The sequence below is a fragment of the Malaciobacter mytili LMG 24559 genome, from assembly GCF_003346775.1.
GTDB lineage: Bacteria > Campylobacterota > Campylobacteria > Campylobacterales > Arcobacteraceae > Malaciobacter > Malaciobacter mytili.
The window spans coordinates 1,302,554-1,327,876 of record NZ_CP031219.1 but is presented as its reverse complement, the minus strand read 5'-3'; the positions used below and the strand labels follow the sequence as shown (position 1 = coordinate 1,327,876).

Annotated in this window: 30 protein-coding genes; 15 read left to right on the top strand and 15 right to left on the bottom strand. The window is 24.2% G+C overall.

The features are described from left to right. The first annotated feature begins 234 nt into the window (after positions 1-234). The 3 genes from AMYT_RS06735 to AMYT_RS06725 are packed head-to-tail and all read left to right on the top strand — an operon-like array spanning position 235 to position 3,637. Positions 235-1,626, top strand: a complete 1,392-nt coding sequence (locus AMYT_RS06735; RefSeq protein ID WP_114841787.1) for a cryptochrome/photolyase family protein — start codon at positions 235-237, stop codon at positions 1,624-1,626. Positions 1,627-1,667: 41 nt separating this feature from the next. After that, the gene (locus tag AMYT_RS06730) at positions 1,668-2,909 is read left to right on the top strand and encodes a putative DNA modification/repair radical SAM protein (RefSeq protein WP_114841786.1); all 1,242 of its coding nucleotides are present in this window, start codon (positions 1,668-1,670) and stop codon (positions 2,907-2,909) included. Beyond that, positions 2,906-3,637 (top strand): TIGR03915 family putative DNA repair protein, encoded by a 732-nt coding sequence (locus AMYT_RS06725; protein WP_114841785.1) that lies wholly within the window; start codon positions 2,906-2,908, stop codon positions 3,635-3,637. Before AMYT_RS06730 ends, AMYT_RS06725 begins: the two co-directional genes overlap by 4 nt. On the opposite strand, the gene AMYT_RS06720 is transcribed toward AMYT_RS06725, so the two are convergent. After that, positions 3,628-4,272: a hypothetical protein gene (locus AMYT_RS06720; protein ID WP_114841784.1), complete on the bottom strand. Its 645-nt coding sequence runs from the start codon at positions 4,270-4,272 to the stop codon at positions 3,628-3,630. The genes AMYT_RS06725 and AMYT_RS06720 overlap by 10 nt on opposite strands. Positions 4,273-4,653: 381 nt before the next feature. On the opposite strand from AMYT_RS06720, the gene AMYT_RS06715 reads away from it, so the two are divergent. The 5 genes from AMYT_RS06715 to AMYT_RS06695 all read left to right on the top strand — a co-directional run bounded on the left by AMYT_RS06715 (position 4,654) and on the right by AMYT_RS06695 (position 10,434). Further along, positions 4,654-4,938, top strand: a complete 285-nt coding sequence (locus tag AMYT_RS06715; RefSeq protein WP_114841783.1) for a TIGR03643 family protein — start codon at positions 4,654-4,656, stop codon at positions 4,936-4,938. Positions 4,939-5,006: 68 nt separating this feature from the next. Then, entirely contained in the window at positions 5,007-5,270 is a 264-nt protein-coding gene (locus tag AMYT_RS06710; protein WP_114841782.1) for a hypothetical protein, read from the top strand. Next, entirely contained in the window at positions 5,267-6,820 is a 1,554-nt protein-coding gene (locus tag AMYT_RS06705) for an ABC1 kinase family protein (protein ID WP_114841781.1), read from the top strand. The genes AMYT_RS06710 and AMYT_RS06705 overlap by 4 nt, the downstream gene beginning before the upstream one ends. Positions 6,821-6,867: 47 nt before the next feature. Continuing rightward, on the top strand, positions 6,868-7,791 hold the full coding sequence (locus AMYT_RS06700) for an AEC family transporter (RefSeq protein WP_114841780.1): 924 nt from the start codon (positions 6,868-6,870) through the stop codon (positions 7,789-7,791). 255 nt (positions 7,792-8,046) lie between these two features. Further along, on the top strand, positions 8,047-10,434 hold the full coding sequence (locus AMYT_RS06695; RefSeq protein WP_114841779.1) for an HD domain-containing phosphohydrolase: 2,388 nt from the start codon (positions 8,047-8,049) through the stop codon (positions 10,432-10,434). 19 nt (positions 10,435-10,453) lie between these two features. Here the strand turns inward: AMYT_RS06695 and AMYT_RS06690 are convergent, their stop codons facing one another. The 4 genes from AMYT_RS06690 to AMYT_RS06675 all read right to left on the bottom strand — a co-directional run bounded on the left by AMYT_RS06690 (position 10,454) and on the right by AMYT_RS06675 (position 13,002). Then, positions 10,454-11,086, bottom strand: a complete 633-nt coding sequence (locus tag AMYT_RS06690; protein ID WP_114841778.1) for an NAD(P)H-dependent oxidoreductase — start codon at positions 11,084-11,086, stop codon at positions 10,454-10,456. A gap of 11 nt (positions 11,087-11,097) precedes the next feature. Next, positions 11,098-11,394 carry a putative quinol monooxygenase gene (locus AMYT_RS06685; protein WP_114841777.1) on the bottom strand — a complete coding sequence of 99 codons (297 nt, stop codon included), beginning with the start codon at positions 11,392-11,394 and terminating at the stop codon, positions 11,098-11,100. 102 nt (positions 11,395-11,496) lie between these two features. After that, the gene (locus AMYT_RS06680; RefSeq protein ID WP_114841776.1) at positions 11,497-12,087 is read right to left on the bottom strand and encodes an NAD(P)H-dependent oxidoreductase; all 591 of its coding nucleotides are present in this window, start codon (positions 12,085-12,087) and stop codon (positions 11,497-11,499) included. 9 nt (positions 12,088-12,096) lie between these two features. Beyond that, positions 12,097-13,002 (bottom strand): DMT family transporter, encoded by a 906-nt coding sequence (locus AMYT_RS06675; protein ID WP_228197911.1) that lies wholly within the window; start codon positions 13,000-13,002, stop codon positions 12,097-12,099. A 127-nt stretch (positions 13,003-13,129) separates the two neighbouring features. Here AMYT_RS06675 and AMYT_RS06670 point away from each other — a divergent pair, with 127 nt between their 5' ends. Together AMYT_RS06670 and AMYT_RS06665 are read left to right on the top strand one after the other, a co-directional pair. Further along, positions 13,130-13,513, top strand: coding sequence for a winged helix-turn-helix transcriptional regulator (locus AMYT_RS06670; protein WP_114841775.1), 384 nt, complete (start codon positions 13,130-13,132; stop codon positions 13,511-13,513). Positions 13,514-13,519: 6 nt separating this feature from the next. Next, a complete protein-coding gene (locus AMYT_RS06665; protein WP_114841774.1) occupies positions 13,520-14,416 on the top strand; it encodes an AEC family transporter in 897 nt (298 codons plus the stop codon). Here AMYT_RS06665 and AMYT_RS06660 read toward each other — a convergent pair. Continuing rightward, the gene (locus AMYT_RS06660) at positions 14,413-14,964 is read right to left on the bottom strand and encodes an HPP family protein (protein WP_228197910.1); all 552 of its coding nucleotides are present in this window, start codon (positions 14,962-14,964) and stop codon (positions 14,413-14,415) included. The two genes, AMYT_RS06665 and AMYT_RS06660, sit on opposite strands and share 4 nt — an antisense overlap. Before the next feature lie 349 nt (positions 14,965-15,313). Here AMYT_RS06660 and AMYT_RS06655 point away from each other — a divergent pair, with 349 nt between their 5' ends. Together AMYT_RS06655 and AMYT_RS06650 are read left to right on the top strand one after the other, a co-directional pair. Continuing rightward, positions 15,314-15,478, top strand: a complete 165-nt coding sequence (locus tag AMYT_RS06655) for a hypothetical protein (RefSeq protein ID WP_228197909.1) — start codon at positions 15,314-15,316, stop codon at positions 15,476-15,478. 161 nt (positions 15,479-15,639) lie between these two features. Continuing rightward, entirely contained in the window at positions 15,640-16,374 is a 735-nt protein-coding gene (locus AMYT_RS06650; protein WP_114841772.1) for a thioredoxin fold domain-containing protein, read from the top strand. 19 nt (positions 16,375-16,393) lie between these two features. Here the strand turns inward: AMYT_RS06650 and AMYT_RS06645 are convergent, their stop codons facing one another. Together AMYT_RS06645 and AMYT_RS06640 are read right to left on the bottom strand one after the other, a co-directional pair. After that, complete coding sequence (locus AMYT_RS06645) at positions 16,394-16,999, bottom strand: pyridoxamine 5'-phosphate oxidase family protein (protein ID WP_114841771.1); 606 nt, start codon at positions 16,997-16,999, stop codon at positions 16,394-16,396. Between the two features lie 9 nt (positions 17,000-17,008). Then, positions 17,009-17,704: an MOSC domain-containing protein gene (locus tag AMYT_RS06640; protein ID WP_114841770.1), complete on the bottom strand. Its 696-nt coding sequence runs from the start codon at positions 17,702-17,704 to the stop codon at positions 17,009-17,011. Positions 17,705-17,796: 92 nt separating this feature from the next. On the opposite strand from AMYT_RS06640, the gene pdxR reads away from it, so the two are divergent. Then, positions 17,797-19,161, top strand: a complete 1,365-nt coding sequence (pdxR, locus tag AMYT_RS06635) for a MocR-like pyridoxine biosynthesis transcription factor PdxR (protein WP_114841769.1) — start codon at positions 17,797-17,799, stop codon at positions 19,159-19,161. On the opposite strand, the gene AMYT_RS06630 is transcribed toward pdxR, so the two are convergent. The 5 genes from AMYT_RS06630 to AMYT_RS06610 all read right to left on the bottom strand — a co-directional run bounded on the left by AMYT_RS06630 (position 19,156) and on the right by AMYT_RS06610 (position 22,238). Next, positions 19,156-19,719, bottom strand: coding sequence for a GNAT family acetyltransferase (locus AMYT_RS06630; RefSeq protein WP_114841768.1), 564 nt, complete (start codon positions 19,717-19,719; stop codon positions 19,156-19,158). The genes pdxR and AMYT_RS06630 overlap by 6 nt on opposite strands. Positions 19,720-19,791: 72 nt before the next feature. After that, positions 19,792-20,085 carry a YciI family protein gene (locus tag AMYT_RS06625; protein ID WP_114841767.1) on the bottom strand — a complete coding sequence of 98 codons (294 nt, stop codon included), beginning with the start codon at positions 20,083-20,085 and terminating at the stop codon, positions 19,792-19,794. A gap of 17 nt (positions 20,086-20,102) precedes the next feature. Then, on the bottom strand, positions 20,103-20,732 hold the full coding sequence (locus tag AMYT_RS06620) for a hypothetical protein (RefSeq protein ID WP_114841766.1): 630 nt from the start codon (positions 20,730-20,732) through the stop codon (positions 20,103-20,105). A gap of 11 nt (positions 20,733-20,743) precedes the next feature. Beyond that, positions 20,744-21,541: an aldo/keto reductase family protein gene (locus AMYT_RS06615; protein ID WP_114841765.1), complete on the bottom strand. Its 798-nt coding sequence runs from the start codon at positions 21,539-21,541 to the stop codon at positions 20,744-20,746. Position 21,542: 1 nt separating this feature from the next. Next, the gene (locus AMYT_RS06610) at positions 21,543-22,238 is read right to left on the bottom strand and encodes an aspartate/glutamate racemase family protein (RefSeq protein ID WP_114841764.1); all 696 of its coding nucleotides are present in this window, start codon (positions 22,236-22,238) and stop codon (positions 21,543-21,545) included. 117 nt (positions 22,239-22,355) lie between these two features. Between AMYT_RS06610 and AMYT_RS06605 the strand changes: the two genes are divergently transcribed. Both AMYT_RS06605 and AMYT_RS06600 read left to right on the top strand, forming a co-directional pair. Beyond that, entirely contained in the window at positions 22,356-23,045 is a 690-nt protein-coding gene (locus AMYT_RS06605; protein WP_114841763.1) for a response regulator transcription factor, read from the top strand. Between the two features lie 59 nt (positions 23,046-23,104). After that, positions 23,105-23,674: a YceI family protein gene (locus tag AMYT_RS06600; protein ID WP_114841762.1), complete on the top strand. Its 570-nt coding sequence runs from the start codon at positions 23,105-23,107 to the stop codon at positions 23,672-23,674. A 23-nt stretch (positions 23,675-23,697) separates the two neighbouring features. Here AMYT_RS06600 and AMYT_RS06595 read toward each other — a convergent pair whose 3' ends face one another. Next, positions 23,698-24,156: a GNAT family N-acetyltransferase gene (locus tag AMYT_RS06595; protein ID WP_114841761.1), complete on the bottom strand. Its 459-nt coding sequence runs from the start codon at positions 24,154-24,156 to the stop codon at positions 23,698-23,700. A gap of 13 nt (positions 24,157-24,169) precedes the next feature. Beyond that, a complete protein-coding gene (dapE, locus tag AMYT_RS06590) occupies positions 24,170-25,270 on the bottom strand; it encodes a succinyl-diaminopimelate desuccinylase (protein WP_114841760.1) in 1,101 nt (366 codons plus the stop codon). Positions 25,271-25,323 lie beyond the last annotated feature (53 nt).

The following is a 25,323-nucleotide window of genomic DNA, read 5'->3' as shown; positions in this document are numbered from 1 at the left end:
AAAATTAAATTATTGGTAAAATGTAACTAAATATTATTAAATAATATAATTTATTGTATTATTTTATTATTAAATATATCCATAAAATCATATAAATTGATAATTTTCATATACAAAGAGTTATTTTTTTATTTTAAAATTTCAAATAAACTATTATTTTTGACACTATGCTGTTACTGTAACGTGCTATTATAGAAGTTTAAATATGTTTAAAAACATAAAAAATAGGAAATTATGGAAATTTTTATACTTTATCCAAATCAACTTTTTCAAAATATTAGTAAATTAAAAGATAAAACTGTTCTTCTTATAGAGGAGCCTTTGTTTTTTACTCAATATACTTTTCATATTCAAAAATTAGTTCTTCATAGAGCTAGTATGAAATTTTATGAAGATTATTTACAAAAAAATTCTATAAAAGTTTTATATTTTGAAGATGAAACTTATTTAAATAAATATAAAAATGAAAAAATATTTATATATGAGCTTTTTGATAATTATTTAGAAAAAAAAATATATAAAAATTTTAAAAATATAACTATATTAAAAAATCCCAATTTTATTAATGCTCAAGATAAAAGCAAGCTATTACATAATTTTTATATAAATAGAAGAAAAGAGTTAAATATTTTTATAAAGGAGGGAAAACCTTTATATGGGAAATATAGTTTTGATAGCGAAAATAGAAAAAAACTGCCTAAAAATATCTTTATTCCAGCAACCTTATCCTATGAAAATAGATTTATTAATGAAGCAAAACAATATTGCAAGAAGTTTAATTCACAAGGAAAAATAGAGACTTTTAACTATCCTGTAACCTTTCAAGAAGCCTCTTTACAATTGGAATATTTTATTAAAGATAAATTTCATAACTTTGGTAATTATCAAGATGCAATTACTAAAAATACTAATCTTATTTATTTATTTCACTCAAACCTTTCTAGTAGTTTAAATATTGGCCTTTTAAATTTAAATGATGTTATAAGAAAAGTTATTGAAGCTTCAGCTCCATATAATGCTAAAGAAGGCTTTATAAGACAACTTATTGGTTGGAGAGAATTTATGCTTAGAGTTTATGAAGATGAAGGAATTAAACTTAGAAACTCTAATTTTTTTAATTTTAAAAACTCTATGCCAAAAGCAATTTTACAAGCCAATAGTGGTATTACAATACTAGATGATATTATAAAAAAAGTAAATAATACTGCTTATGCTCATCATATTGAAAGACTAATGGTTTTAGGAAATATTTTTGTACTTTTAGAAATAAATCCAAATGAAGTTTATAAATACTTTATGCAAAATTTTATAGATGCCTATGATTGGGTAATGGTTGGAAATGTATATGCAATGAGTGGATATTGTGATGGAGGAAGTATTACTACAAAACCTTATATTTGCAGTTCAAATTATCTTCTAAAAATGAGTGATTATAAAAAAGATAATTGGTGTGAAATTTTAGATGCTTTATATTGGAGATTTTTAGCTAAATATCAGCACTTATTTATTAATAATCCTAGAATGAAAATGCAATTAGCCATTTTAAATAAAATGCCAAAAGAAAAATTAGAAAAACATATAAATATTGCAAATACCTATATAAAAAATCTATATTGCAATTTGTAAGATTTTTAAAATTAATAAAAAAATTTTTATAAAATACTAAAATGAAAAAAGATATATATGAAAAGATGCAAATACTTGCTGATAGTGCAAAATATGATGTTTCATGCAGTTCTAGTGGAAGTGAGAACAACTATAAAACTGGACAACTAGGAGCAACACACAATAGTGGTATATGTCATACTTTTACAGCTGATGGAAGATGTGTTTCACTTTTAAAAGTTTTACTTACAAACTTTTGTATATATGATTGTGCTTATTGTATTAATAGAAAAAGCAATGATATAAAAAGAGCTGCATTTTCCCCTAGGCAACTTGCAGATATTACTATAAATTTTTATAAAAGAAATTATATTGAAGGTCTTTTTTTAAGTTCTGGAATTATAGAAAATGAAGACCATACTATGCTTTTAATATTAAGAACTTTAAAAATATTAAGACAAGAATATTTTTTCAATGGATATATTCATGTAAAACTAATCCCTGGAGCTGATGAAAGATTAATAGAACAAGTGGTTAATTTAGCTAATCGAGTAAGTTCAAATATAGAATTACCAAGTGATAAATCCCTAAAACTTTTAGCACCAAATAAAAGTAAAGAAAAGGTTTTACAACCTTTAAAGTATGCAAGAGATATAAGTTTGCAAAAAGATATTAAACCAATAGGTATGAGTACACAGCTAATAGTTGGGGCAACTCCTGAAAGTGATAAAGATATTTTAAAACTAAGTTCTGTTTTATATGACAAAGCTTTATTAAAAAGAGTTTATTATAGTGCTTATATTCCTGTAAATGATGATAAAAATCTTCCCTCTCTTATAAATAAACCACCTCTTTTAAGAGAACATAGATTATATCAAGCTGATTGGCTACTTAGATTTTATGATTTTAAATATGATGAAATTGTAAATGATGAGTTTCCTAACCTTGATGAAGAAGTTGATCCAAAAACTTTTTGGGCTTTACAGAATTTACAATACTTTCCAATGGAGATAAATAAAGTGAGTAAAGAAGAACTTTTAAGAATTCCAGGTATTGGAGTACGGGGTGTTTTTAAAATATTAAAGGCAAGAAAATTTAAAAGTTTAGACTTTGAAGATTTAAAAAAACTAAAAATTTCTCTTAAAAAAGCTCAATATTTTATAACTTGTAAAGGGAAATATCATAGCAAAATTGCTTTTTATAAAGATAATATTAAACAAGCAATTATTCAACCACCCAAAAAGAAAATAATACAGCCTTCTTTATTTGATATGGATTATAGTACAATAATAGGAGAGATATGATACTTGTTTATGATAAAAGCTTTGAAGGTTTTTTAACTTTAGTTTATGATGTATATTATGAAAAAATCAATGTAAATACTATTTTAAAACAGTTACCTTCACAACTTCTTTTAGAAGAGTATAAACAAATAATAACAAATGAAGAAAAAGCTTTAAAAGTATTAAATGCCTTAAAAACTAGGTTTCCAAAAAATAGTTTTCAAACAATTTTAAATATTTTTATGTGTGATACAATAGAGTTTGAATTAAATCTTTTATATTTTATAATCTTAGGTTTTAAAGATATAAAAGAGTTATCAAATATAAATAATAGCTTTGTTTTTTATATTCAAAATCTAGAAAAAGAGTTATTTCGAGTAAATCATAAAATGACAGGATTTTTAAGGTTTGAAGAGTTAGAAGATAAAACTTTATATGCAAAACTAGAAAATAAATTTAATTTAGTTTATTTTTTAGGTAAGCATTTTAGTAAAAGGCTAAATAATCAAAATTTTATTATCCATGATATAAATAGAAAAATAGCCTTTATAAGAAAAGAAAAGAAAAACTTTATGGAAAATATTGTTTCTTTTGAAGAGCCAATTTTATCAAAAGAAGAAGAAAGATTTAAAAAACTTTGGAATAGCTTTTTTAGTGCAGTAAGTATTGAATCAAGGAAAAATGAAAAATGCCAAAAAAACCTTGTTCCTCTTTTATATAGAACTTATATGACAGAGTTTCAAAATTGATTTAATAAGATTTTAGTTTCTTGTTCATACCTTTGAAACTTTTGCATTAGTTCTAAATACTCTAAATTGTAGTTTTTATAAAAAATCGCATACTTATTATCTTTATTTTTATTATATAAATCCTTATAAGAGCCACTTAAAGCTGTTATAAAATTAAAAGAATTAACAACACTTAGAATTTCATCTAATTTTTGCTGAGGAATTTTTTGGGCTGTATTTAAAGAAGAACTATTATATAAAACAGACTCTTCAAATAGTTTTGATAAAGAATTTTTATTGCTATTTAAAAATATTGATTTATCTTCATACTTTCTAAACATATATTCATACCCGCTATTAAAAGGTTTTTCTAATACTGTATCATATAGTGCTTTTGAAAGATTAATATTATTACTAAACATTGTTGCAAGTTTTAAATTATATATTTTTTGACTCTCTTCATTATTTTTAAATAGTGTCGATATTTCACTAAATGCCATATTGTTAATATTTTTAAAACTTATTTCAAAATATTCTTCATCTTTATTATAAGTTTTTAAGACTTCTTGTTTAAAGGACATATTCATATTATTTTCTACATAATTTTTATTTTCAAAATTTGTATTGTAAAATAATTTATTATTAACTTTTTCCATATTATGACACCTTTTTATTTTAATTAACAAAATATATATACAAATTGACATCAAAATTTAATAAAATAATATTATATCAAACAAGGAGTGAATTATGGAAAATTTATTACTTAATGTGTTTTTTATACTTGCTTCTGGAATAACAATAAGTGCTATTTCTTCAATATTTTATTTAAAAAAATAGCCTTGTCTTATGTATTATAGGAGAGAGTAAAAATGGAAAATATCATTACTATTTTTTTTATTAGTTTAACTTGGTTTACGGTTCATTTTAATGTACTGTTTTTATTACCTTAGGCAAAAAACTTTTTGCCTATGATTTATTAAAACACTTAAAAATTCAATACCTAATAAATAATTTAACCCATATAAGAAGTAAAAATGTATTTAAAAAAAATGAAAAAATCAAATAAGAAAAAAGAACTTGACCCAAATATGAAAGAGTATGATTTAAACCGCTTAATACAAATGGCTTGGCAAGATAGAACAACTTTTGATGCAATTTATTTACAATATGGTTTAACAGAAAATCAAGTAAAAAATAAAATGAGAGAACTAATAAGTAAAAAAGCTTATAATAGATGGAGAAAAAGAGTACAAAATAAAGCTACTAAGCATAAATTGAAACTTTATCATAAACCTACAAGATTCCAAGGTCCTTGGTGATAAATTAACAAATTACTACTATTAACATCTATTCTTTTTTGATAAGATTTAAATAAAAAGGCTAAAAAATGTTAAAAGAGCTTATTTATACTAGTTTAGGGGCAACTTCTCTAATAAAAGATAAAATAGAAGAGGAATTAAAAATACTTGAAGAAAAAGGAAAACTTAATTCTTCAGATATAAAAACCTTTATAGATTCTTTAGAAAAAAAAGGGAAAGCACAAGATGAAAAATTTAAAGAAGATTTAAAAAACTCTTTAAAAGAAATAATAAAAGAATTAGGTCTTGCCACTAAAGAAGATTTAGAAAAATTTAAAAAGGAATTAAAATAAAACTTTTTAATACTTTAAATCTTTATTCTGTAAAAAGAATTTATAAAGTTTTTAGATTTTTATTAACTATCTACCTAGTTATTAAAAAGAAAAAAAACTTTTTAGGACTAAAACCTCTTTCTCCTAAAGCTTTAAAAAATACTATAATTGATTTAGGTGCAAGTTTTATTAAGTTAGCTCAAGTTTTAGCAACAAGAGCTGATTTTTTCAATGAAGAATATTTAATTGAATTAAAACAATTACATGACAAATTACCTGGTATGTCACAAGAAGACTTTGATAAAGTATTTAAAAGAGCTTTTAAATCCCATGATTTTCACTCTTTTGATAAAGTGCCTATAGCTTCTGCTTCAATCGGTCAAGTTCATATTGCATATTTAAATTCAAAAGAAAAAGTTGCAGTTAAACTTAGAAGAGAAGGAATAAAAAAAAGAGTTCTTGCAGATATTAGAATTATTAATTTATTTAATTTTTTATTTAAACCTCTTTTTTCATATTATACAAAAAATTCAATTGAAGCAGTTATTTCAGAATTTTCATCTATGATTATTCAAGAAGTTAGTTTAAATGTTGAACTACAAAATTTAATAAAATTCTCAAATACTTATAAAGATTTACAAATAAAATTCCCAAAGCCGTATATTAAATATTGTAGTGATGATGCTTTAGTTATGAGTTTTGAAGAGGGATTTAGATTTGATGATAAAGAATCTATACTAAAAAATAAAATTGATTTTAATAAAATTATCTCAACTTTAGTAGATTTTTATACTACTCAAATGCTAGTTAAAGGTTATTTTCATGCTGATCCACATCCTGGAAATTTACTTGTAACTACTGATGCACAAATTATATTATTGGATTTTGGTATGGTAAAAAGTGTGCCAAATAATACGAGAATAGCAATAATTGAACTTATAAAAGCAGCAAATGAACAAGATTACGAATTATATATAAGTGCAAGTAAAAGATTAGGAACTATTGCTTATGAAGCACCTACTATACAGCTTGCTGAATTTACAAGTAAAATGTTTGAAATTTTTTCAAATAACAATTTGAATAGTGAATCAATGCAAAAACTTGCTTTTGAAGTCCTTGAAAGCACAAGAAACTTACCATTTAAATTGCCAAGTGATGCTATTTATATTTTAAGAGTAAGTGCGATTATAGAAGGTTTAGGTACTACTTATATAGAAAATTTTAATGGCATCAAAGATATTTTACCAATTTTACAAAAAAATCTTCCCAAAGCATTAGGTGCAAAAGAATCTATAATTGAAACAATAATTGAAGAATTAAAAGATATTCCTTTTACAATTAAAGATTTTAAATCTACTTTAAAACAAGCTAGTGAAGGAGAATTAAAAGTTGAAGTAAATAAAATGCAACTTGAATATCTAAAAAAAGAAATTAAAGAGTATTTAAGTAGTTATTTTTCATCTTTAATTATGATTTTATCTTCAATTTTTATACTTTTAATAAATAAAGATTATCAAGAAATTTCAATTACTTTATTTATTTTGGCTATTGTAAAACTTTTATTTAAATAACTAATTATTTTGCTAAAATTATTTCTTAATTAAAAAAAAGGGATAAAATGAGTATATTTTTTACTCTACTTGCTAAAATAATACCTTTTTATTTTAGTATTATTTTAGGCTTTATTAGTACACTATTTTTGCAATGTAATAAAGATACAGTTGCAAAGATATTATTATTTATTTTAGGACCACTTGTAGTATTTAATGCAACTATAAATATAAAACTTCAAACTTCAGTTTTATTTTTGCCAATATTTTTCTTTTTATTAAGTACACTAATAGCCTTTGTTTGTTTGGCTTTATTTAAAAAAATATATAAAGATAATACTGCAAATCTTTTAGCTTTTAGTGTAGCAACAGGAAATACTGGAAATATTGGAATACCAATTGCTATTATGTTTTTAGAACCAAAGCTTGTAGATATTTTCATCTTTACTGTATTAGCTTCACTTTTATATCAAAATTCAATTGGATATTATATTACAGCAAAAGGAAACTTTACAGCAAAAGAAAGCTTAATAAAACTTCTAAAACTTCCAATTTTATATGCTTTTATTTTAGGAATTACTTTAAATTTATTTGATATAAAAATGCCAGAAATTTTTAAAGATTATACCATATACTTAAAAGGAGCCTATGCAATTTTAGGTATGATGCTACTTGGAATGGGTATGGAAAAACTAAAAAGTAGTGGCGGTTTTGATAAAAAATTTATCTTTTTAGCTTTATTTGTAAAATTTATAATATGGCCATTTTTAATCTATGCTTTTATACTTTTTGATAAATTTTTTCTAAATTTTTTAGATAAAGAATTGTATATAATTATGTTTATTTTTTCAATTGTTCCTCTTGCAGGAAATACCGTAACAGTTGCAACTATTTTAAATGTTAAACCAGAAAAAATATCTATTGCAGTATTTATTTCAACTTTAATCTCACTATTTTATATACCTTTTATGCTATATATTTATAACCTTTAAAAACAATTTTTTAAGAAAAATAGAATTTAGACTATTTTTCTTAAATACATTTAATCTACTTTTCTTAATAACAGATTGTATAAAAAAACTAATTTTCATACACTTTGTATATATTTTATCTCTCTATAAAACTATATTATTGGGATATTTAAAATATTGTTTTTTCTATATTTTTACTAAATTTAATTTTATAAAAAAAATAAAGTATCATTTAATTTTAGATATAATTTTATAATTAAATAAGCAAGGGAAGTTATGTTACAAAATAAGATTAAAATCTTAGGTGCATTTGGAGGAAAGGGTGTAGATATGAATAATACTTGTATTCAAGTTACACCAAATATTGTAATAGATGCAGGTAATATTTTAAAAGGTATTGGAGAAAAAGCTTCACAAATTGACCATATTTTTTTGACACATTCTCATTTAGATCATATTGTAGATATTCCCTTTTTAATTGATGCTTATTTTGAAAAAAGAGAAAAACCCATAACTGTTTATGCTTTAAAAGAGACTATTGAACATTTAAATAAATATATTTTTAATTGGAACATTTGGCCTGATTTTTGTGAGATAGAATTAATTGGACAAAATAATAGTGCTATTAAATTTGTAGAGCTAAAATCAAATGATGAAATAGAGTTTGAAGATTGTAAAATAAAAGCAATTAAAACAAATCATACTACTTCAAGTTGTGGATATGTTGTTACAAAAAACAATAACTCTTTACTTTTTACTTCTGATACTTATAAATGCAATACAATTTGGGATGAATTAAATAATAATAAAAATATTAAAACTTTAATAATTGATGTTTCCTTTCCCTCAAGACTTGCTACATTAGCAAAGGATAGTAAACACTTAACTCCAAATGATTTAAAAGAGGAGCTAAAAAAACTTAAAAGAGATGATATTACTATTTTCATCAATCACTTAAAACCATCATACACAAAAGAAATAAAAGATGAAATTTTAAAATTAAATATTTTAAATGGTGGTAATATTTTAGCTGATGGAGATATTATAGATTTGAAAAAATCTACAATACAAGCAAGTTTAATACATGAAAATGAGATAAAAGGACATCTTTCTCAACTTATTGAAATTGGAAATCTTTTAACTAATGAAAAAGATTTAAATATTCTTATGGAAAAGATTTTATTAGCTGCAAAAAATCTTTCAAAAGCTGATGGAGGAACTTTATATTTAGTAAATGAAAAAGAGTTATTTTTTACTGTTGTACAAACTGATTCTTTAAATATAAAAATGGGTGGAACTCAAGAGAAGATAACTTGGCCAACCCTCCCCTTATACAAAAAAGATAATAGTGCAAATAGACAGATGGTTGCAGTATTATGTGCACTTGAAAATAAATTAATTAATATTGAAGATGTTTATTATGCAAAAGGATTTGACTTTTCTGGAACTAAAAAGTTTGATGAAAAAACAGGATATAGAACAAAATCCATGCTAGTTGTACCTTTAACAAACTATGAAAATGAGGTTATTGGAGTATTGCAACTTTTAAATAAACATGATAGTAAAGGAAGAGTAATCTCTTTTACAAAAGAGGATGAAAAATTAATAAAATCTATGTCATCACAAGCTGCCGTTTCTATTGAAAATACTAGACTTATTAAAAGTTTAGAAGATTTATTAAACTCTTTTATTAAATCAATTGCAAATGCAATGGGAGAAAAGTCTTATCATACGGGTGGACATATTAAAAAAGTAGCTTATATTGCTTCATTATTTGCAGAAGAGATAAATAAAGATACAACTACTTATAAAGATATAAATTATACGATAAATCAATTAAAAGAGATAGAAACAGCTGCTTGGCTTCATGATATTGGCAAAATAACAACTCCAGAACATATTATAGATAAAAGTACAAAATTAGAGACAATTTATGATAGAGTTGAAGTAATTAAAACAAAAATTGAAGTGGCCAAAAGGGACTTAGAAATAGAGCTTTTAAAACAAAAACTTGCAAATAACTCACAAATAATTATATTTGAAGAAAAAATAAAAAAAGAGATTTTAAAACTTCAAGAAGATTTAAACTTTATTTGTAAAATAAATTATGGTGTTTATATGACTGAAGAGATGAAACAAAGAGTTGTACAAATTTCAAAAAGACAAATAACTATTAATAATCAAAAAATAAATCTACTAAGTGATGATGAAGTTTATAATCTAAATATTCAAAGAGGAACTTTAACACAAGAAGAAAGAGAGATAATAAATAATCATGTAGTAGTCACTTATGATATGTTAAATACTCTACCCTTTCCTAAAAAGCTAAAAAAAGTACCTTTAATTGCTGGAAGTCATCATAAAAAAGTTGGTGGAGGAGGATATGGTGCAAAAGAGATTATGGATTTACCTATGAGTTTAGAAGATAAAATGTTAGCAATTGCTGATGTTTTTGAAGCTTTAACTTCAAATGATAGACCATATAAAAAAGGAAATACTCTTAGCAAATCTATGGCTATATTAGCTGATATGGTTAAAGATAAATCTTTAGATAAAGAATTAATGCAATTTTTTGTAGAAAAAAAACTATATTTAAAATTTGCAAATGAGTTTTTAAGTGAAGAACAAATAGATGAATTTGATATAGACTTTTCAAAGCTATAAAATAAAAGAGATTTCTCTTTTATTTTATAAACTCTACTACTTCATCAAAAGAGAGTCTTAATTGCTCTGATTGTTCATTTATTCTATATCCTAAAGGTAAAACCATAGCTACTTGATATTTTGTAGTATCTAGTTGTAAAATCTCTTCTAAGTTTTCTTTTTCAAACCCTTCAATAGGACAAGAATCAATACCAATAGAAGCAGCTGCAGTCATCATATTTCCAATAGCAATATAACACTGTCTTGCTGTCCAAGAATAAATATTTTCATCAGAACTAAAAGTATCTTTTAGATGATTTGCATATAGTTGAATATAAAAATCTTTTTTTTCTTGAGGCATAGGTCTTCTTGCAAATCTTTTTAAAGGAGTTCCACTTTCAACCTTTACATCTTCTATTCTAGCTAAAATAATAACTAAATCACTACAAGTTGTAATTTGTGGTTGATTCCAACATACTGGTCTAATTTTTTCTTTCATTTCTTGATTTTGAATTACTACAAACTTCCAAGGTTCCATTCCAAAAGATGAAGGAGATTTTCTACCTACTTCTAAAATAAAATTTAATTCCTCAGCTGGTATTTTTTTTGTGTCATCAAATACTTTACAAGCATGTCTAAAATCCATTGCCTTTAAAAACTCTTCTTTTTTCATATTTATCCTTTTTATATTGATAATTTTTCCAATTTATTAATCTCAACACTTTCAAGTTTATTTTCAATATTTACTAAAAACTCTTTAAAATGTGATTTATTTTCATGTTCTGTTAAAAAATCTTGATTTTCCCAAGTCTCTATAAAAGTATAACTATTTTCATCTATTAAATTCTTATGTAATTCATAATAAATACACCCTTTATCATTTTTATGTGTATTTTTATAAAGTTTAATTAATTCATTATAAACTTCTTCTTTAAACTCTGGTTTTATCTTAATATTTGCAACAATAACTACATTTTTCATTTTTAACCTTTATATTAATTTTATAAAATATTATAAAAGATTTGATTACTTTTCTATAGAGTAGAGAAACTAAATCTTTTTTGTTTCAAATTATGAAACAGCTTAATTTAAAAAATTTTCTTCTAATACTTTATTAAATTTTGTTAATTCTAAATTTAAATCTAAATCACTTTTAAAAATATCATGTATAGCATAAGTTTTCAAAGGCTTTGCTCCACAAAATTGAAAAGTTTTATGAGTTGCAATATTTGCTTCATCTAAAGATAAACCATCAAAGAATCCCTGTTTATTTGAAAATTCACTTTCAGGACAATTATAAGTTAATGAAAGCATATATTTACTTTTCATTAGACCACCACTTCCATATTTTTTAGAAGCATCATCTCTACTTCTTCCATCATTTAGATATGTAACTGTTTTATTTCCTGCAGAAAAAATCTCATCAATATATTTTTTAGTAAGCCAAGGTACTCCCATCCAATACACAGGATATTGAAATAAGATATAATCTGCCCAAGCAAATTTATCTACTTCTTCTTTTATATCATAATTACTTTCAACCATACTATGTTTTACTTCAAAATTATGATTTTCAAAAAACTTTGAAGCTTCATCTATAAAAATCTTAGTTAGATTCCCTTCTGCTATTCCTTCATACTTTTGATGACCATTAATAATTAATACTTTTTTCATAAAAATCTCCTAATTTGAAATTCTAATTTTTCTTAATTTTCTTTTAGTGTTAAATAAAAGAACTGAAACAAGTGATAAAAAACATCCTATTATTGTAGATAATACAACTTTTTCATCATAAACTATCCAACTTGAAACTATAGCGCCAACAGGAACAATAAACATAAAAATACCTGCTTGATGTGCTCCAATTTTACTAGCAGAAATAAAAAATAAAGTCATGCTAAAAGTTCCAGAGAATAGACCAATAAATACTATATTCCACCAAAACACATTATCAAAACTTCTAATATCAAAAGGATGATAAGGTAGTGCAAATATCATATTTGTAAAGGCAGTTATTGCAAAAACTACTAAAGTATATAGCATAGGATTAGCCCTAGTAGAGGCTTTTTGTGCTAAAACTGTTACAATTGCCCAAACAAAAGCACAAATTAAAAAATATGAACTATTTATATTTAAAAAAGCCAATCCTTCCATAGGTACTCGTAAAAGAATTAAAGCACCAAACACACCAATACTTAAAGCAACAACTTGCCTTGTTGAAACCTTTGTTCCCAATAATAAAATTGAGAATAAATAAGTTAAAATTGGTACTATTGAAGTTACCATAGTACCGCCATACCCCGCTTGACCATAAGAGAGTCCCACAAAAAACAAATAATTAAAAATAGCACTTAAAAGTCCTGCAAAAATCATATAAACTAAACCTAATTTATCTGTTTTAAATGAGATTTTCATATACCAAACAACAGGAAGTATAGTAATAAAAGAGATGGCATATCTCCAAAAAGCTGCAACTTGCGCATTTGAATGAGAAATTGTAACTTTTCCAGAAGTCCAAGCAATACCCCAAAATATCATGGCAAGTAACATACCAATAAAATATTTTGTTTTATTCTCTTCTTTATTCACTATAAATCCTTTTAATTTTGAAAATTATATACCCTATAAACTTAATTTTCCCTTACTTTACTTTAGGTAAGTAATGGAAATTAAAAATAGATATGTTATAATATGTTTATAACAAAAGGATAAGAATATGTATTATATAAATGATAAAGAATATAAATGCTCAGTGGCAGTTACATTAGATATTTTTAATGATAGATGGAAACTTGCAATTATTTGGCATTTATTGGAAAATGAAAAAAGATTTAAAGATTTACATGAAAATATAGCAGAAATTACTCAAAAAACCCTAACTATTAAATTAAAAGAATTGGAAGAAAAAAATATAATAAATAGGGAAGTATTTCCAGAAGTTCCTCCAAAAGTAGTCTACTCTTTAACTCCTATGGGTAAAAAATTAAAGCCTGTATTAAAAGAGATGTATTATTGGGGAATTAAATATGTAAAAGAGCATGGTAAAGTTACAGATCAAAGTCCATGTGAAGCAGAAGCTTGTTTAAAAAATGGGTTTTAATTTAATATGGATAATTTTATATTAATTGCTTTTGCGATAATTGTAGGATATATTCTTCAAAAACTAAAAATTTTTGATGAACAGACTCCTACTATTTTAAATCAATTTATTATTTATATTTCACTTCCTGCAATTATTCTTATTCAAGTTCCAAAATTAACTTTTTCATTTGATATTTTAATACCAACAGTTATTGCTTGGTTGGTAATGTTAATTAGTGCTTTTTTAGTTATTGTTATTTCAAGGTTTTATAATTGGTCAAAAGAGATTACAGGTTCACTTATGCTTGTTGCTATTTTAACAAATAGTTCAATTATGGGTATTCCTATAGTTAATGCTTATTTAGGAGAAGAAGCTATTGCTTATGTTCTTATATATGATCAATTGGGAACTTTTATAGCTTTAGCAGTATATGGTACTTTTGTAACTGCATATTATTCAAGTAAAAATAAGATAAGTTCAAAAGTTATAGTTCAAAAGGTTATAACCTTTCCACCTTTTTTATCACTTATTGTAGCTTTATGTTTTATAGGAGTGGAATTTCCCCCTACTTTAACTTATATTCTTACAAATTTTGCAAATACATTAATACCTGTTGCTTTAGTTGCTGTGGGGCTTCAATTAAAATTAAAAATGCCAAAATCAGATATTGCTCCATTAAGTATTGCATTACTTATAAAATTAATTGTTGCTCCAATACTTGCTTATTTAGTAGCTTTAATTTTTAATTGGGATGGCTTAGCAGTTAAAGTTTCAATTTTAGAAGCAGCAATGGCACCTATGATAACAGCAGGTGCAATTGCTTCAATGGCAGGACTTGCACCAAGATTAAGTACAGCCATAGTGGGATATGGAATTATTATCTCTTTTTTAACTACTTATGTAATTTCAAGGATACTTTAAAACCAATAAGTAGGATAATGCCTTTTGTCATTTTGTGATAGGTTATTTACAAAAAGTGCTACTAATAGCATAAGTAAAGCTCCTATTGCAATAGGAGTAAAAGGATATAACCAACCTAAAGCTTGAACTTTATTACTTCCTATTACATAAATTAATGCAGTTGCACCCCCTGGTGGGTGCATTGTACAGCTATAATGCATTAGCATTATTGCTAAAGAAACACTTAATGCACATAAAACTTCAATGGGAAAAATAGAACTAAATAACTTAACAATACAAACTGAAACTAAAGCAGAAAGAATATGTCCCCCTACTAAATTCCTTGGTTGTGAAAAAGCTGCTTGAGGTGCACCATAAATTAAAACAGCAGAGGCGCCAAAAGAGCCAAGTAAAAAAAAGCTATCTTCAATAGAAAACCATCTTCCAAAAATTGCAATTAGGTAAATTCCTAAAAAAGAACCTAAAAAAGACCATAATATTTTATTTAAAGGCTTCCTTGGTTCACAAGAAGCTTTTGATTTCATTCTTGAAAAATAAGTTTTTAACAAGTTTTTCCTTTTTTATTTTATTTTATAAAAAAGAGAAAAAATCTTGTTTGATTTATATCAAAGTATTAAAAATTAAAAAAATAAAACAAAATATAGAAGATTTTTCTTTCATATATAAAATTTCCTTATTTTTTTGATAAAATAGCAAAACTTTATAAAGCTTAGATAGCTCAAAATATAGCTGTTTTGATGGCGACTTAGTTGCATTTAAACTTTATTTGTTATACTCCCACAATCCAAAACAGAAAAAGAGGGTAAGTTTATGTCGAATCATTGTCCATATTGTCAGAAAAAAATATCTATAAGTAAAGTATTTTGCTCTAGAGAATGTAAAGACAACTATTTCCAAATGGTAGCAATACAGATACCAAAACCTTTTATTAAAAGAATCTTTGTATTTTGTGATAAAGAACAAAGAGAAAAAGAAATAACTGAATTTGCACAAAGACATGGATGGAAAGAAAATCTTATTAGAAATAAAATTGAAAAATTAAAAGAAGAGTATGGATACTAACTTTTAACCTCTAAATATCTTAACTCTTCTTTATAATCTATTATTTTAATTATTGAAATCTTATTTAATAGCAATAATTTATATTTTTTTTTAACATTTTACACTCTCTAAACAAATTTTGTGTATGATAGCTTTAATAAAATTATATAAGAGGAAATTATATGTTAAATATAATAAAAAAGAGTTTTTTAGTTTTTCTTTTTATTGGTTCTTTATTTGCCCAAGAAGCTAAAGAAGTATCAAAAGAAGAATTATCTACTATTAGTAAACTTGAACTTATTCAAAAAGCTAATATTCAAGTTAAAAAAGCTTTTGATTATGGAAGTATCTATATTCTTGCAACTGTTATACAAGGTACACCACAAGAACTTTTTTTAACAAAAGATAAAAAAGTTCTATTAGCAGGAAATGCAATGAATGCTAATACAGGAGAACCTTTTACTATTCCAGCTGATTTATCAAAAGTTGTAGGAAAGGAAGCTTTAATTTATGGAAGTGGGAAAGATGAATATATTCTATTTACAGATCCTGAATGCCCATACTGCAAACAATTTGAGTCATATTTTCCTCAAATAGAAAAAAATGTAAAAATAAGAGTATTTTTTTACCCTTTATCTTTCCATGAAAATGCAAAAGATTTATCTTTATACTATATGAGTAAAAAAACTAATGAAGAAAAAATTAATGCAATGTTAAATGTAACTGCAACTTCTAAAGAATTTATTCAAAGAAAAATTGATGAGAAAACTTTAGCTAATTTAGAGCAAAGTTTAGAAGAACAAATGGTAATTGCAGAAGAATTAAATGTAAGAGGTACTCCAACTTTATATAATATTAAAGGTAAAAAAGTATCTTGGGTTGAACTTCTATATAAAAATGGAATTAAAGTAAAATAATAAGATTAACACACTTGTGTTAATCTTTATTAAACTCTTTAATAACTTTAATAGTTTGCTTATCTATTTGTGTATTTCTATTTGATAACTTTTCTAACATATTATTTTTTTGCATATTATTTAGATTTTGCCCTACTTTAACTTTACAACTAAGATTTAACACTGTAAATTCAAAAACAGCAGTTTTTTCTATCATTTTTTTATACATAGCTTTTTCATATGCAATTGGCTCATAACCACCTTCACTTTGCAATTTTTCCATTAATGCATTTAAAACTTCTGCTTTTTTATTTTTATTTTCTATTTGTTTTATTTCTCCTTCAAAAAAAACTGAAGAAAAAAACTGAGTTGCAGGGCAAGCAGCTATTGTATTACTAAAATAAGAAGGAATTAAACTATAGGGTTTTACGACTAAAAATGAAGCTTTATTATTATCTCTTATAGCTTCAACTTTTCTTCCTTCTTTTGCTCCATGAAAATATAATTTATCTTGAAAATATACAAAGTTTAAAGCTACACTATATGGTTTATTTTCACTAATTAAACTTAAAACTCCATATTCACAACTACTTAATATTTTTAAAATTATCTGTTTATCTTCTATATTAAACTCTTTTCTTCTCATTTTTTCCCACTAATTATGATATATTTCAAATTGTTTATCTTCTTCTTTTAGTAAATATCTTTTTTTTAAAGATTCTAAAAAAGGTTTTCCTAAAAATTGACTATTTATTGCTTTTAAGGTTAAATTTTCATCTAAATTTGGATTTAATATTAGTTTATTTAAAATCAAAATATTAAGTTTTGGTTCTTTTCTTTCTATTAAAATTAAACTATCATCTTTTTTTATTTCGCCCTCTTTTAAAACTTTTGCATACCAACCTGTTAATCCACTATTAAAAATAAACTTTGTCATTTGTTTTTGTTGAGTATTTGCACTTAATTTCCAACAAGGTTGCCTTGGTTGAGTGATTTGAATAGTAGCCTCTCCTAAAGAGTAAATATCTCCTATACAAATATCTTCTTCACTAATATGTGAAAATATAATATTTTCTCCAAAATATGAGACTTCATCAATCTTAAACTTTGTATTACACTCTTGATTTATTTTTTCATATGTTTTTTTAGAAAACATAAATAAAGCTTTATTTTCTCCACCATGATGTTTTAAATCAGCTTGTTCATCACTAATAAAACCTGTTTTAGTTAAAAAAGCTTTATTAATGGGATACTTTTTTATTCCAGAAACTAACTCTTTTCTTTTTGAATCTTCAAGTAAAGTAACTGTAACCTTTCCTACTTTAATAAATAAAACTTTTGCAATTTGCATTTTCTGCCTTTATATAAGTTTATTGGCGTTATAATATCTTAAAATTGTACTTTTCACAAGATACAAATTTTAGTTTTTAAATAAGGTCAGTTATGTATAAATTAGAAAAAACTTCAACTTCTTTATATATGCAATTATATTTACAAATCAAAGAGGATATAAAAAACAACTCTTTAAAAGGAAAACTTCCTTCTATTAGAAAAATGTCATCAGATTATAAAATAAGCAAAAATACAGTTGAAGCTGCATATAACCAACTTTATGTGGAAGGTTATATTTATAGTAAACCTCAAAGTGGATATTTTGTTAATGAAGAGATTTATACAAAATTAAAAATACAAAAACCTTTAAAAACAACAAAAGAAGAAAAACAAAAAAAATATAAATATGATTTTTATCAAGCAAAATTAAGCAATGATATTTTTCCTAAAAAACTTTGGGCTAAACTTTATAATAAAGTAATAAAAGAAGAAGTGAATTTTTTTGAATATCCAAATAGACAAGGAGATATAGGATTAAGAGAAGAAATTGCAAAATATTTAGCAAGCTCAAGGGCTGTAAATTGTAGTAGTGAACAAATAGTAATAGCAAGTGGATTTTCAGATATTATGTTTATTATTGCCAATTTATTTAAAGAGTATACAAACCATTTTGCCATTGAATATCCAGGATATAAAGTTGCAAAAAAAGTCTTTGAACTAATGTCTTATAATATTGAAGAAATTGCTATTACAAAAGAGGGAATAAATCTTGAACTTTTAAAAAATATAAAAGCTAAACTTTTATATGTTACTCCTTCGCATCAATACCCAACAGGGGTTACAATTCCAATTTCAAATAGAATTAAACTTATCTCATGGGCAGAAAAAAACAATAGCTATATTATAGAAGATGATTATGATAGTGAACTTAGTTACTATAATAGACCCATACCTTCACTACAAGGAATAAACAATAATCAAAGAGTAATTTATATAGGAACTTTTTCAAAAGCTTTTTCCCCTGCTTTAAGGGTTAGTTATCTTGTTTTACCAAAATGTCTTATTGAAAGATATATTAAGACTTTTGATTTTTCATATTCAGGTACTTGTATTAATACTCAAAAAACTTTGGAACTTTTTTTAAAAGAAGGTTTTTGGGAAAGACATCTAAGAAAAGTAAGAACTTTAAATAAAAAAAAGCATGATTTAATGAAAGAATTTCTTTTAAAATATTTAAAAGATAGTTTTAAGATTATAAGAGAAGGAAGTGGCTTAACTATTTTAATACAAGCAAAACTTAATATTGATTTTGAAAAACTACAAGATAAAGCTATTGAAAAAAATATTAAAATTTATCTTTATACTTATAAAAATACAATTTTAATTTCTATGGGATTTGGAGGATTTAAAGAAGAGGAGATTGAAAAAGCAGTTATTGCTTTTTCAAAAATATGGTTTGAATGTATAAATTTATAAAATTACAGGTTTAGAAGTATCATAAACTAATTCATAATAGTGATTATTGTTAAATTCAAATTCACAAATAACCTCTAAACCTAATTTTCGTGTATGTGCTTCATAAGACCTTGGATTTATTTTATTAATAAAAGTTACCAAAATTGGAAATCTTTTTGCCATATGAGCCCTTGAGAAATCAAAAATTCTTTCTAAAACTTGTTTTCCTCTTACACTTTTATCTATGCAAATTGGTCCATATTGATAAGAGTTATCTACACTTAATTTTTGATTTAAATACTCTAAATTTGGCAAATTTTTTATCATATGCGCAAACATAGGCCAAACAGACCAAAATTGCCAAGATGCAGCCATTACATAAGCTACTACTTTATTATCTATTTTTGCTATAAATAAACCTTGTTCTTTTTCAATTAGATTTGTTAGCTGCTCTTTTGTAAAAGCAGTTGTAACAAATCCATCTTTTTTATCTTCTTCTTTAATAGAATCAACTTGATATTTATAATGAAGTTCTAATACCTCATCAATATCATTTAAATCTGCTACTTTTAATATCATTTTTTACTCTTTTATTTAAATTATAATAAGTTTATCAAAACAAAAGATTTTAAACAATCCAAAAATTGCTATTTAAACTAATTCTTTTAAATTTTCAAACTCTTTAGCTGTCATACTTGGAATAAACTCTGTAATTTCATAAGTTGCTAATTTTGCTTTATGAAAAGGGTCTTGATGTAAAATTTTTTCTAAATCACTTAGAAACCTAATCTTTGAAAGGATTACTCCACCTGTTCTTGGTATTTTTTTACCTGAAGCAACAAAATTACCTAAACTATACTGTTCCTCTAAATAATTAATATGCTCATGCAAATATTTATCAACCTCTTCTAAAGGTTTAATATAATTTAAATTTACTATAAACATCTTTTCTCCCCATAATTTTAATCATTGCATATTTCAATACCCATTCTAATAAAGGCAGTAAAACATACATTATCTTTTTTTAAAGCTTTGTTTACTGTAGGTTTTAGTGTATCTAAAACTTTTTTATAATTTACATAAAATTCATAGCTTGGTTTTGGTTTATACACTAAATTTTCTATTTCTAAATACTCAATTATACTTTTTGTAGTTGTTGGTTTTATAAAATACTCTTTTTGCCTATTTAAATAGTATGGAATTATAGAGATTATAGTCCATTTAGCAAGCTTATGGGGAGTTAATATTTCAACTAAGTCATTCATTCCTTGTTTTTTATTTTTATATAGTAAATCATATAAAGCAATACTAAACATATCTTTTTCATATATATTCATAGCTTTTATAGCATCTCTTAGTTTTAATTTATCATATAAAGAAATAACTACTGATTTAAAAATTATTTTTAAAAAATCTTCACAAATAATTTCAGGAGTAGAAAACTTCTGTTTTGAAAAAGCCTCTTTTGATAACTCTTCAAGTTTACAAGGATTAAATTTTTTCATAATAGGAAGTAGTTTTTCATCTTCAAAAGCTTTTGGATAAACTTCTAAAAACTCCTCTTGTAAATCTTTTAGCTTCTCTATATTCATCTCTTATTCCTTTATAAAAACTTTAATATTAAATTAAGCTCATCTTCTTTTAAAGTAAACTCTTGTATTTGTAAATCCTCTAACATATGAACTTTAGAAGTTGTTCCATTTAGTGGTGTTATATTTATCTGAGTTAAAAATCTATAAAATATTTGTGCAACACTTTTGTTATATTTAAAAGATAACTCTTCTAGTTCATTACTAGCTAAAATATGTGCATTTGCACTTAAAGACCAAAAACTTTGATAAGTTATACCCTTTTGTTTACAAAACTCTCTTAACTGCTTATCATAATTTGTTTGTGCATAAAATCTATTTTGTAAAACTTTTGGTTTGATTTTTGCTATATCATATAAATACATAAGCAAGTTTAAATCATAACAATTACTAATTCCTAGTTGCCCTACTTCATTGTTTTCATAAAACTCTTGCATTTTTGTATATACACTTACTAAATCAGATATGGGATAAATAGGAGAATGTAAAATATATGAATCTATAAAATCTGTTTTTAAATTTTCTTTTGATTTTTTAAAAGATTTTTCAAGTTGTATTATTACATTATCCTCTTTTAAGTAAGGCATATTATTTATATCTTGCCCTTCTATAGGAGTAAACTTTGTTTGTATAAAAAGTTCATTTCTTTTTATACCTTCTTTATAAAGATTTTCTAAAGCAATACCTACTAAATCTTCTCTATAATGTTTTGGCTGACAAGCAGTATCAATTGCTCTAAAACCACATAAAACTGCCTCTTGTACAAGTCTAGTAGTTTGTTCTTTTTTCCAAGCTGTTCCATATATCATCATTTTAATCCTTTAATGCCTCTTTTACAGCCTCTTTTGCATGAATTAAAGTTGTATCAAAAAGTTTAACTTTAGTATCTTCTTGTTTTATTAACATTCCAATTTCAGTACACCCTAAAATAACCCCTTGAACACCTTTTAAAACTAAATTATCAATTATTTTTAAATATTGTTTTTTTGAAGCTTCTTTAATAATACCTAAACATAACTCTTCATATATAATCTTATGAATAATATTAATCTCTTCTTCATTTGGAACTATTACTTCAATATTAAAATTACTTTTTATTCTATTTTTATAAAACTCTTCTTTCATAGTAAACGCCGTTCCTAAAAGACCAACTTTTTTTATACTATTTTCTTGAAGTACTTTTCCTGTTGCATCTGCAATATGTAAAATAGGAATTTTTATATTTTTTTCAATAGTAGGTACAACTTTATGCATAGTATTTGTACAAATAAGTAAAAAATCAGCACTTGCTATTTCTATATTTTTTGCAGCGATACTTAATATCTCAGCTGCCTTATTCCAATTTTTACTATGTTGAAGTTTTTCTATTTCTTCAAAATCTACACTATATAAAACTACTTTTGCACTATGTAAAGAACCAAGTTGTATCTTAATTTCTTCATTTATTTGCTTATAATATAAAACTGTACTTTCCCAACTCATTCCACCAAGTAATCCTATAGTTTTCATTAATTACCTTTATTTTTTTACATTATAACCACAAAATATTAAAAAAATTTGCAAATTTACTCTTTTTTTAATTTAATAATAAAATAAATTATATAATAATTATTTAAAGGATTTAATATGAATAAAGATTTAATTAACAATTTAAAAGAATTTACTATTCTTTATGCAGATAATAAAGAAGAGATTCGAAATGAAAATTTGGAAATACTTAAGTTTCTATTTAAAGAAGTATATATTGCTTCAAATAATTATGAAATACTTAAGTTATACAAAGAAGTTAGTCCTACTTTAATAATTACAAATATTAAAGTAGACAATGTATCAGTTATTGAAACTTTGAAAAAAATCAGAAAAGATGATTTTAAAACCCCCATTGCTATGATTACTACTTTAGCAGACAATAAACTAATTTTAAATGCAATAGAATTAAATTTATTAAAATGTATCGTGTATCCTTTAACAAAAGAGAAATTAGAAGAGGTTTTTTCAAAATTTTTAGAGAGGCAATCTTTAAATAATATTATAACGCTAAGCCATAAATTTACATTTTATAAAAAAAGTTCCCTAATTAAAAATCAAAATAATATCTTTTTTTTAACAAATAAAGAACTAATCTTTTTAGATTACTTATTAAATAAAAAACCTATTATAACTTACGAAGAAATGGAGTATCTATTAGATATTGATAGATTTAAAAATGAAAATGCTATTAGGCAATTTATAAAAAAACTAAGAAAAAAATTACCTAGTAATTATCTTAGAAATGTTAGAAATTATGGATATTTTATTCCAAGTGATTATCTATAAACACAAAATGAACACAATAATAATATATAATTATATTAATTATTTTCAAAGGAGTAAAAATGAGTTTAATTAAAAAATCTTTAGTAGCAATATTTTGCTTTAGTTTCCTATCTATGACATTAAATGCAAAAGAATGCATTAGTATTAATGAGTTAAAAATTAAATGGACCTCATATAAAACTTTAGAAAAAGTTTCAGTTAATGGAAGCTTTGATAAAATAGAATTAATTACTACAAAAAATAAATCTACTTTACAAGAAGCATTGTTAAATACAAAAGCAAAAATAAATCTAAAAAATATTAATGCTTATAGTAATCAAAAAACAGATAATATTTTAAAGTATTTTGTTAAAAATCTTAAATCTTCAAAAGTTGAAGCTAAAATTCTTAAAGTCAATAAAAAAACAATGGATATTGAATTTACTTTAAATGAAAAATCTAAAGTTATTCCAATGAAGTATAAAATTGCTGAAAATAAAGTAATTATAAAAGGAGTAATAGATGCACAAGATTTTGATTTAGTGCCAGCTTTAGAAATATTAAATAAAGAAGTTTCAGGTCATCAAAATAAAGGATGGTTTGATATTCCTATAAAATTAGATCTATTTTATACTAAAACTTGCAACTAAGCTATAGTAACCTTTTAAGGTTACTATAGTATTAATTCTAAAGAGTAATTTATTAACTCTTCATTTGCTTTTTTTACTAAATTTCTCTTTACTTTTTTAAATCCAAATTTTTCAAAAAAAGGTTTTGAAGTAATACTTGCATCTACTTTAATTTTTTTTATATTATTTTGTTTTGCTATATAAATAATATGAGTTAAAAGTGCTTTGCCTATACCTTTTTTTTGAAAAGTATAATCCACATAAAAACAATCTATATAATCATTATAAAATTCTGCAAAACCTACTAATTTTCCATCTAAAATAGCAAGAAAAGGTTTTGTTTTTTTAAGTTTATTTTCCCAAAACTTATAATCAATATTTAAACCAGCCCAAGCTTCTAACTGCTTAAGAGTATAATCTTTTTTACAGCTATTATAAATAGAATTTACAAAAAGTTCTGGAATTTTATTTAAGTAACTTTTATCGTAAATTATTATTTGCATATTTAAAAGAGTTCTAAAACTTTGCTATTAAATTTTCAAATACTAAACATAAATCTTCCACTTCTTTAACAGAAGTTCTCTCACCTACACTATGAATAGTATCATTTATTACACCAAATTCAATTGCTTCTATTCCAAAAGCACCAAAATATCTAGCATCACTTGTACCTCCAGCTGTACTATGTTTTGTAGTGATATTTAATATTTCTTTAATTGAATTTTCCATAGCTTTTACTACTTTTGATTGTTTATTTGTAACAAAAGGAAAGGAACCTTGTGTAGTTCTAAATTCATAATCTAAACCTTTTAAATTTTCATAAATAAAATTTTCAACATCTTCTCTTGTAGTATTTGTAGAATTTCTTACATTAAACATAATTTCTAATTCATTTGCAGTTACATTTGTAACTTTCATACCACCTCTAATATCTGTAATTACTAATTTACTAGGAGAAAAATATTCATCTCCATTATCTAAATTAATACCAGCTATTTTTGGTAATACTGAAGCAAAATTATGTATTGGATTTATACATTTTTCAGGATAAGCAGCATGACCTTGCTTTCCTTTAATTGTAATATATCCATTAATACTTCCCCTTCTTCCAACTTTTATTGCATCTCCAAAAACTTCTTCGCAAGTAGGTTCTGCAACAACTGCATAGTTTGGAATCATATTAATTTGTTTTAAATACTCTAAAGCTTTAATAGTTCCATAAGTTCCTTCACCCTCTTCATCACTTGTTAGTAAAATAGATAAAGTCCCATCAAAATTTTTAGCATTTTTACAAGCATATAAAAAAGCAGCATCACCACTTTTCATATCTTGTGCTCCCCTTGCAGTTATTATACCATCTATAACTTTTGCTTCAAATGGATCAACTTCCCAACCATTCCCAGGAGGTACCACATCTATATGTCCTGCAAAACATAAATGTTGGGGATTTTCATTGAATTTTTTATAATAAAATCTATTTTTTGTATCTTCTCTATCAATATTTATACAATTCCACTCTTCACCTAAATACTCTTCTATAAAATCAAAAGCCCCATCATCATTAGGAGTAATTGACTTAAATTTTAATAATTTTTGAAATATTTCTATAACTGTCATTCTTATCCTTTTTTCTCTAATGGGATTGTAGCGAAGTTATGTTTATTTTGCTA

Bases quoted from the DNA above. Each gene is read 5' to 3' on its own strand.
- AMYT_RS06735 (WP_114841787.1), top strand. From the start codon at position 235: ATGGAAATTTTTATACTTTATCCAAATCAACTTTTTCAAAATATTAGT.
- AMYT_RS06730 (WP_114841786.1), top strand. From the start codon at position 1,668: ATGAAAAAAGATATATATGAAAAGATGCAAATACTTGCTGATAGTGCA.
- AMYT_RS06725 (WP_114841785.1), top strand. From the start codon at position 2,906: ATGATACTTGTTTATGATAAAAGCTTTGAAGGTTTTTTAACTTTAGTT.
- AMYT_RS06720 (WP_114841784.1), bottom strand. From the start codon at position 4,272: ATGGAAAAAGTTAATAATAAATTATTTTACAATACAAATTTTGAAAAT.
- AMYT_RS06715 (WP_114841783.1), top strand. From the start codon at position 4,654: ATGTATTTAAAAAAAATGAAAAAATCAAATAAGAAAAAAGAACTTGAC.
- AMYT_RS06710 (WP_114841782.1), top strand. From the start codon at position 5,007: ATGTTAAAAGAGCTTATTTATACTAGTTTAGGGGCAACTTCTCTAATA.
- AMYT_RS06700 (WP_114841780.1), top strand. From the start codon at position 6,868: ATGAGTATATTTTTTACTCTACTTGCTAAAATAATACCTTTTTATTTT.
- AMYT_RS06695 (WP_114841779.1), top strand. From the start codon at position 8,047: ATGTTACAAAATAAGATTAAAATCTTAGGTGCATTTGGAGGAAAGGGT.
- AMYT_RS06690 (WP_114841778.1), bottom strand. From the start codon at position 11,086: ATGAAAAAAGAAGAGTTTTTAAAGGCAATGGATTTTAGACATGCTTGT.
- AMYT_RS06685 (WP_114841777.1), bottom strand. From the start codon at position 11,394: ATGAAAAATGTAGTTATTGTTGCAAATATTAAGATAAAACCAGAGTTT.
- AMYT_RS06680 (WP_114841776.1), bottom strand. From the start codon at position 12,087: ATGAAAAAAGTATTAATTATTAATGGTCATCAAAAGTATGAAGGAATA.
- AMYT_RS06670 (WP_114841775.1), top strand. From the start codon at position 13,130: ATGTATTATATAAATGATAAAGAATATAAATGCTCAGTGGCAGTTACA.
- AMYT_RS06665 (WP_114841774.1), top strand. From the start codon at position 13,520: ATGGATAATTTTATATTAATTGCTTTTGCGATAATTGTAGGATATATT.
- AMYT_RS06655 (WP_228197909.1), top strand. From the start codon at position 15,314: ATGGTAGCAATACAGATACCAAAACCTTTTATTAAAAGAATCTTTGTA.
- AMYT_RS06650 (WP_114841772.1), top strand. From the start codon at position 15,640: ATGTTAAATATAATAAAAAAGAGTTTTTTAGTTTTTCTTTTTATTGGT.
- AMYT_RS06645 (WP_114841771.1), bottom strand. From the start codon at position 16,999: ATGAGAAGAAAAGAGTTTAATATAGAAGATAAACAGATAATTTTAAAA.
- AMYT_RS06640 (WP_114841770.1), bottom strand. From the start codon at position 17,704: ATGCAAATTGCAAAAGTTTTATTTATTAAAGTAGGAAAGGTTACAGTT.
- pdxR (WP_114841769.1), top strand. From the start codon at position 17,797: ATGTATAAATTAGAAAAAACTTCAACTTCTTTATATATGCAATTATAT.
- AMYT_RS06630 (WP_114841768.1), bottom strand. From the start codon at position 19,719: ATGATATTAAAAGTAGCAGATTTAAATGATATTGATGAGGTATTAGAA.
- AMYT_RS06625 (WP_114841767.1), bottom strand. From the start codon at position 20,085: ATGTTTATAGTAAATTTAAATTATATTAAACCTTTAGAAGAGGTTGAT.
- AMYT_RS06620 (WP_114841766.1), bottom strand. From the start codon at position 20,732: ATGAATATAGAGAAGCTAAAAGATTTACAAGAGGAGTTTTTAGAAGTT.
- AMYT_RS06615 (WP_114841765.1), bottom strand. From the start codon at position 21,541: ATGATGATATATGGAACAGCTTGGAAAAAAGAACAAACTACTAGACTT.
- AMYT_RS06610 (WP_114841764.1), bottom strand. From the start codon at position 22,238: ATGAAAACTATAGGATTACTTGGTGGAATGAGTTGGGAAAGTACAGTT.
- AMYT_RS06605 (WP_114841763.1), top strand. From the start codon at position 22,356: ATGAATAAAGATTTAATTAACAATTTAAAAGAATTTACTATTCTTTAT.
- AMYT_RS06600 (WP_114841762.1), top strand. From the start codon at position 23,105: ATGAGTTTAATTAAAAAATCTTTAGTAGCAATATTTTGCTTTAGTTTC.
- AMYT_RS06595 (WP_114841761.1), bottom strand. From the start codon at position 24,156: ATGCAAATAATAATTTACGATAAAAGTTACTTAAATAAAATTCCAGAA.
- dapE (WP_114841760.1), bottom strand. From the start codon at position 25,270: ATGACAGTTATAGAAATATTTCAAAAATTATTAAAATTTAAGTCAATT.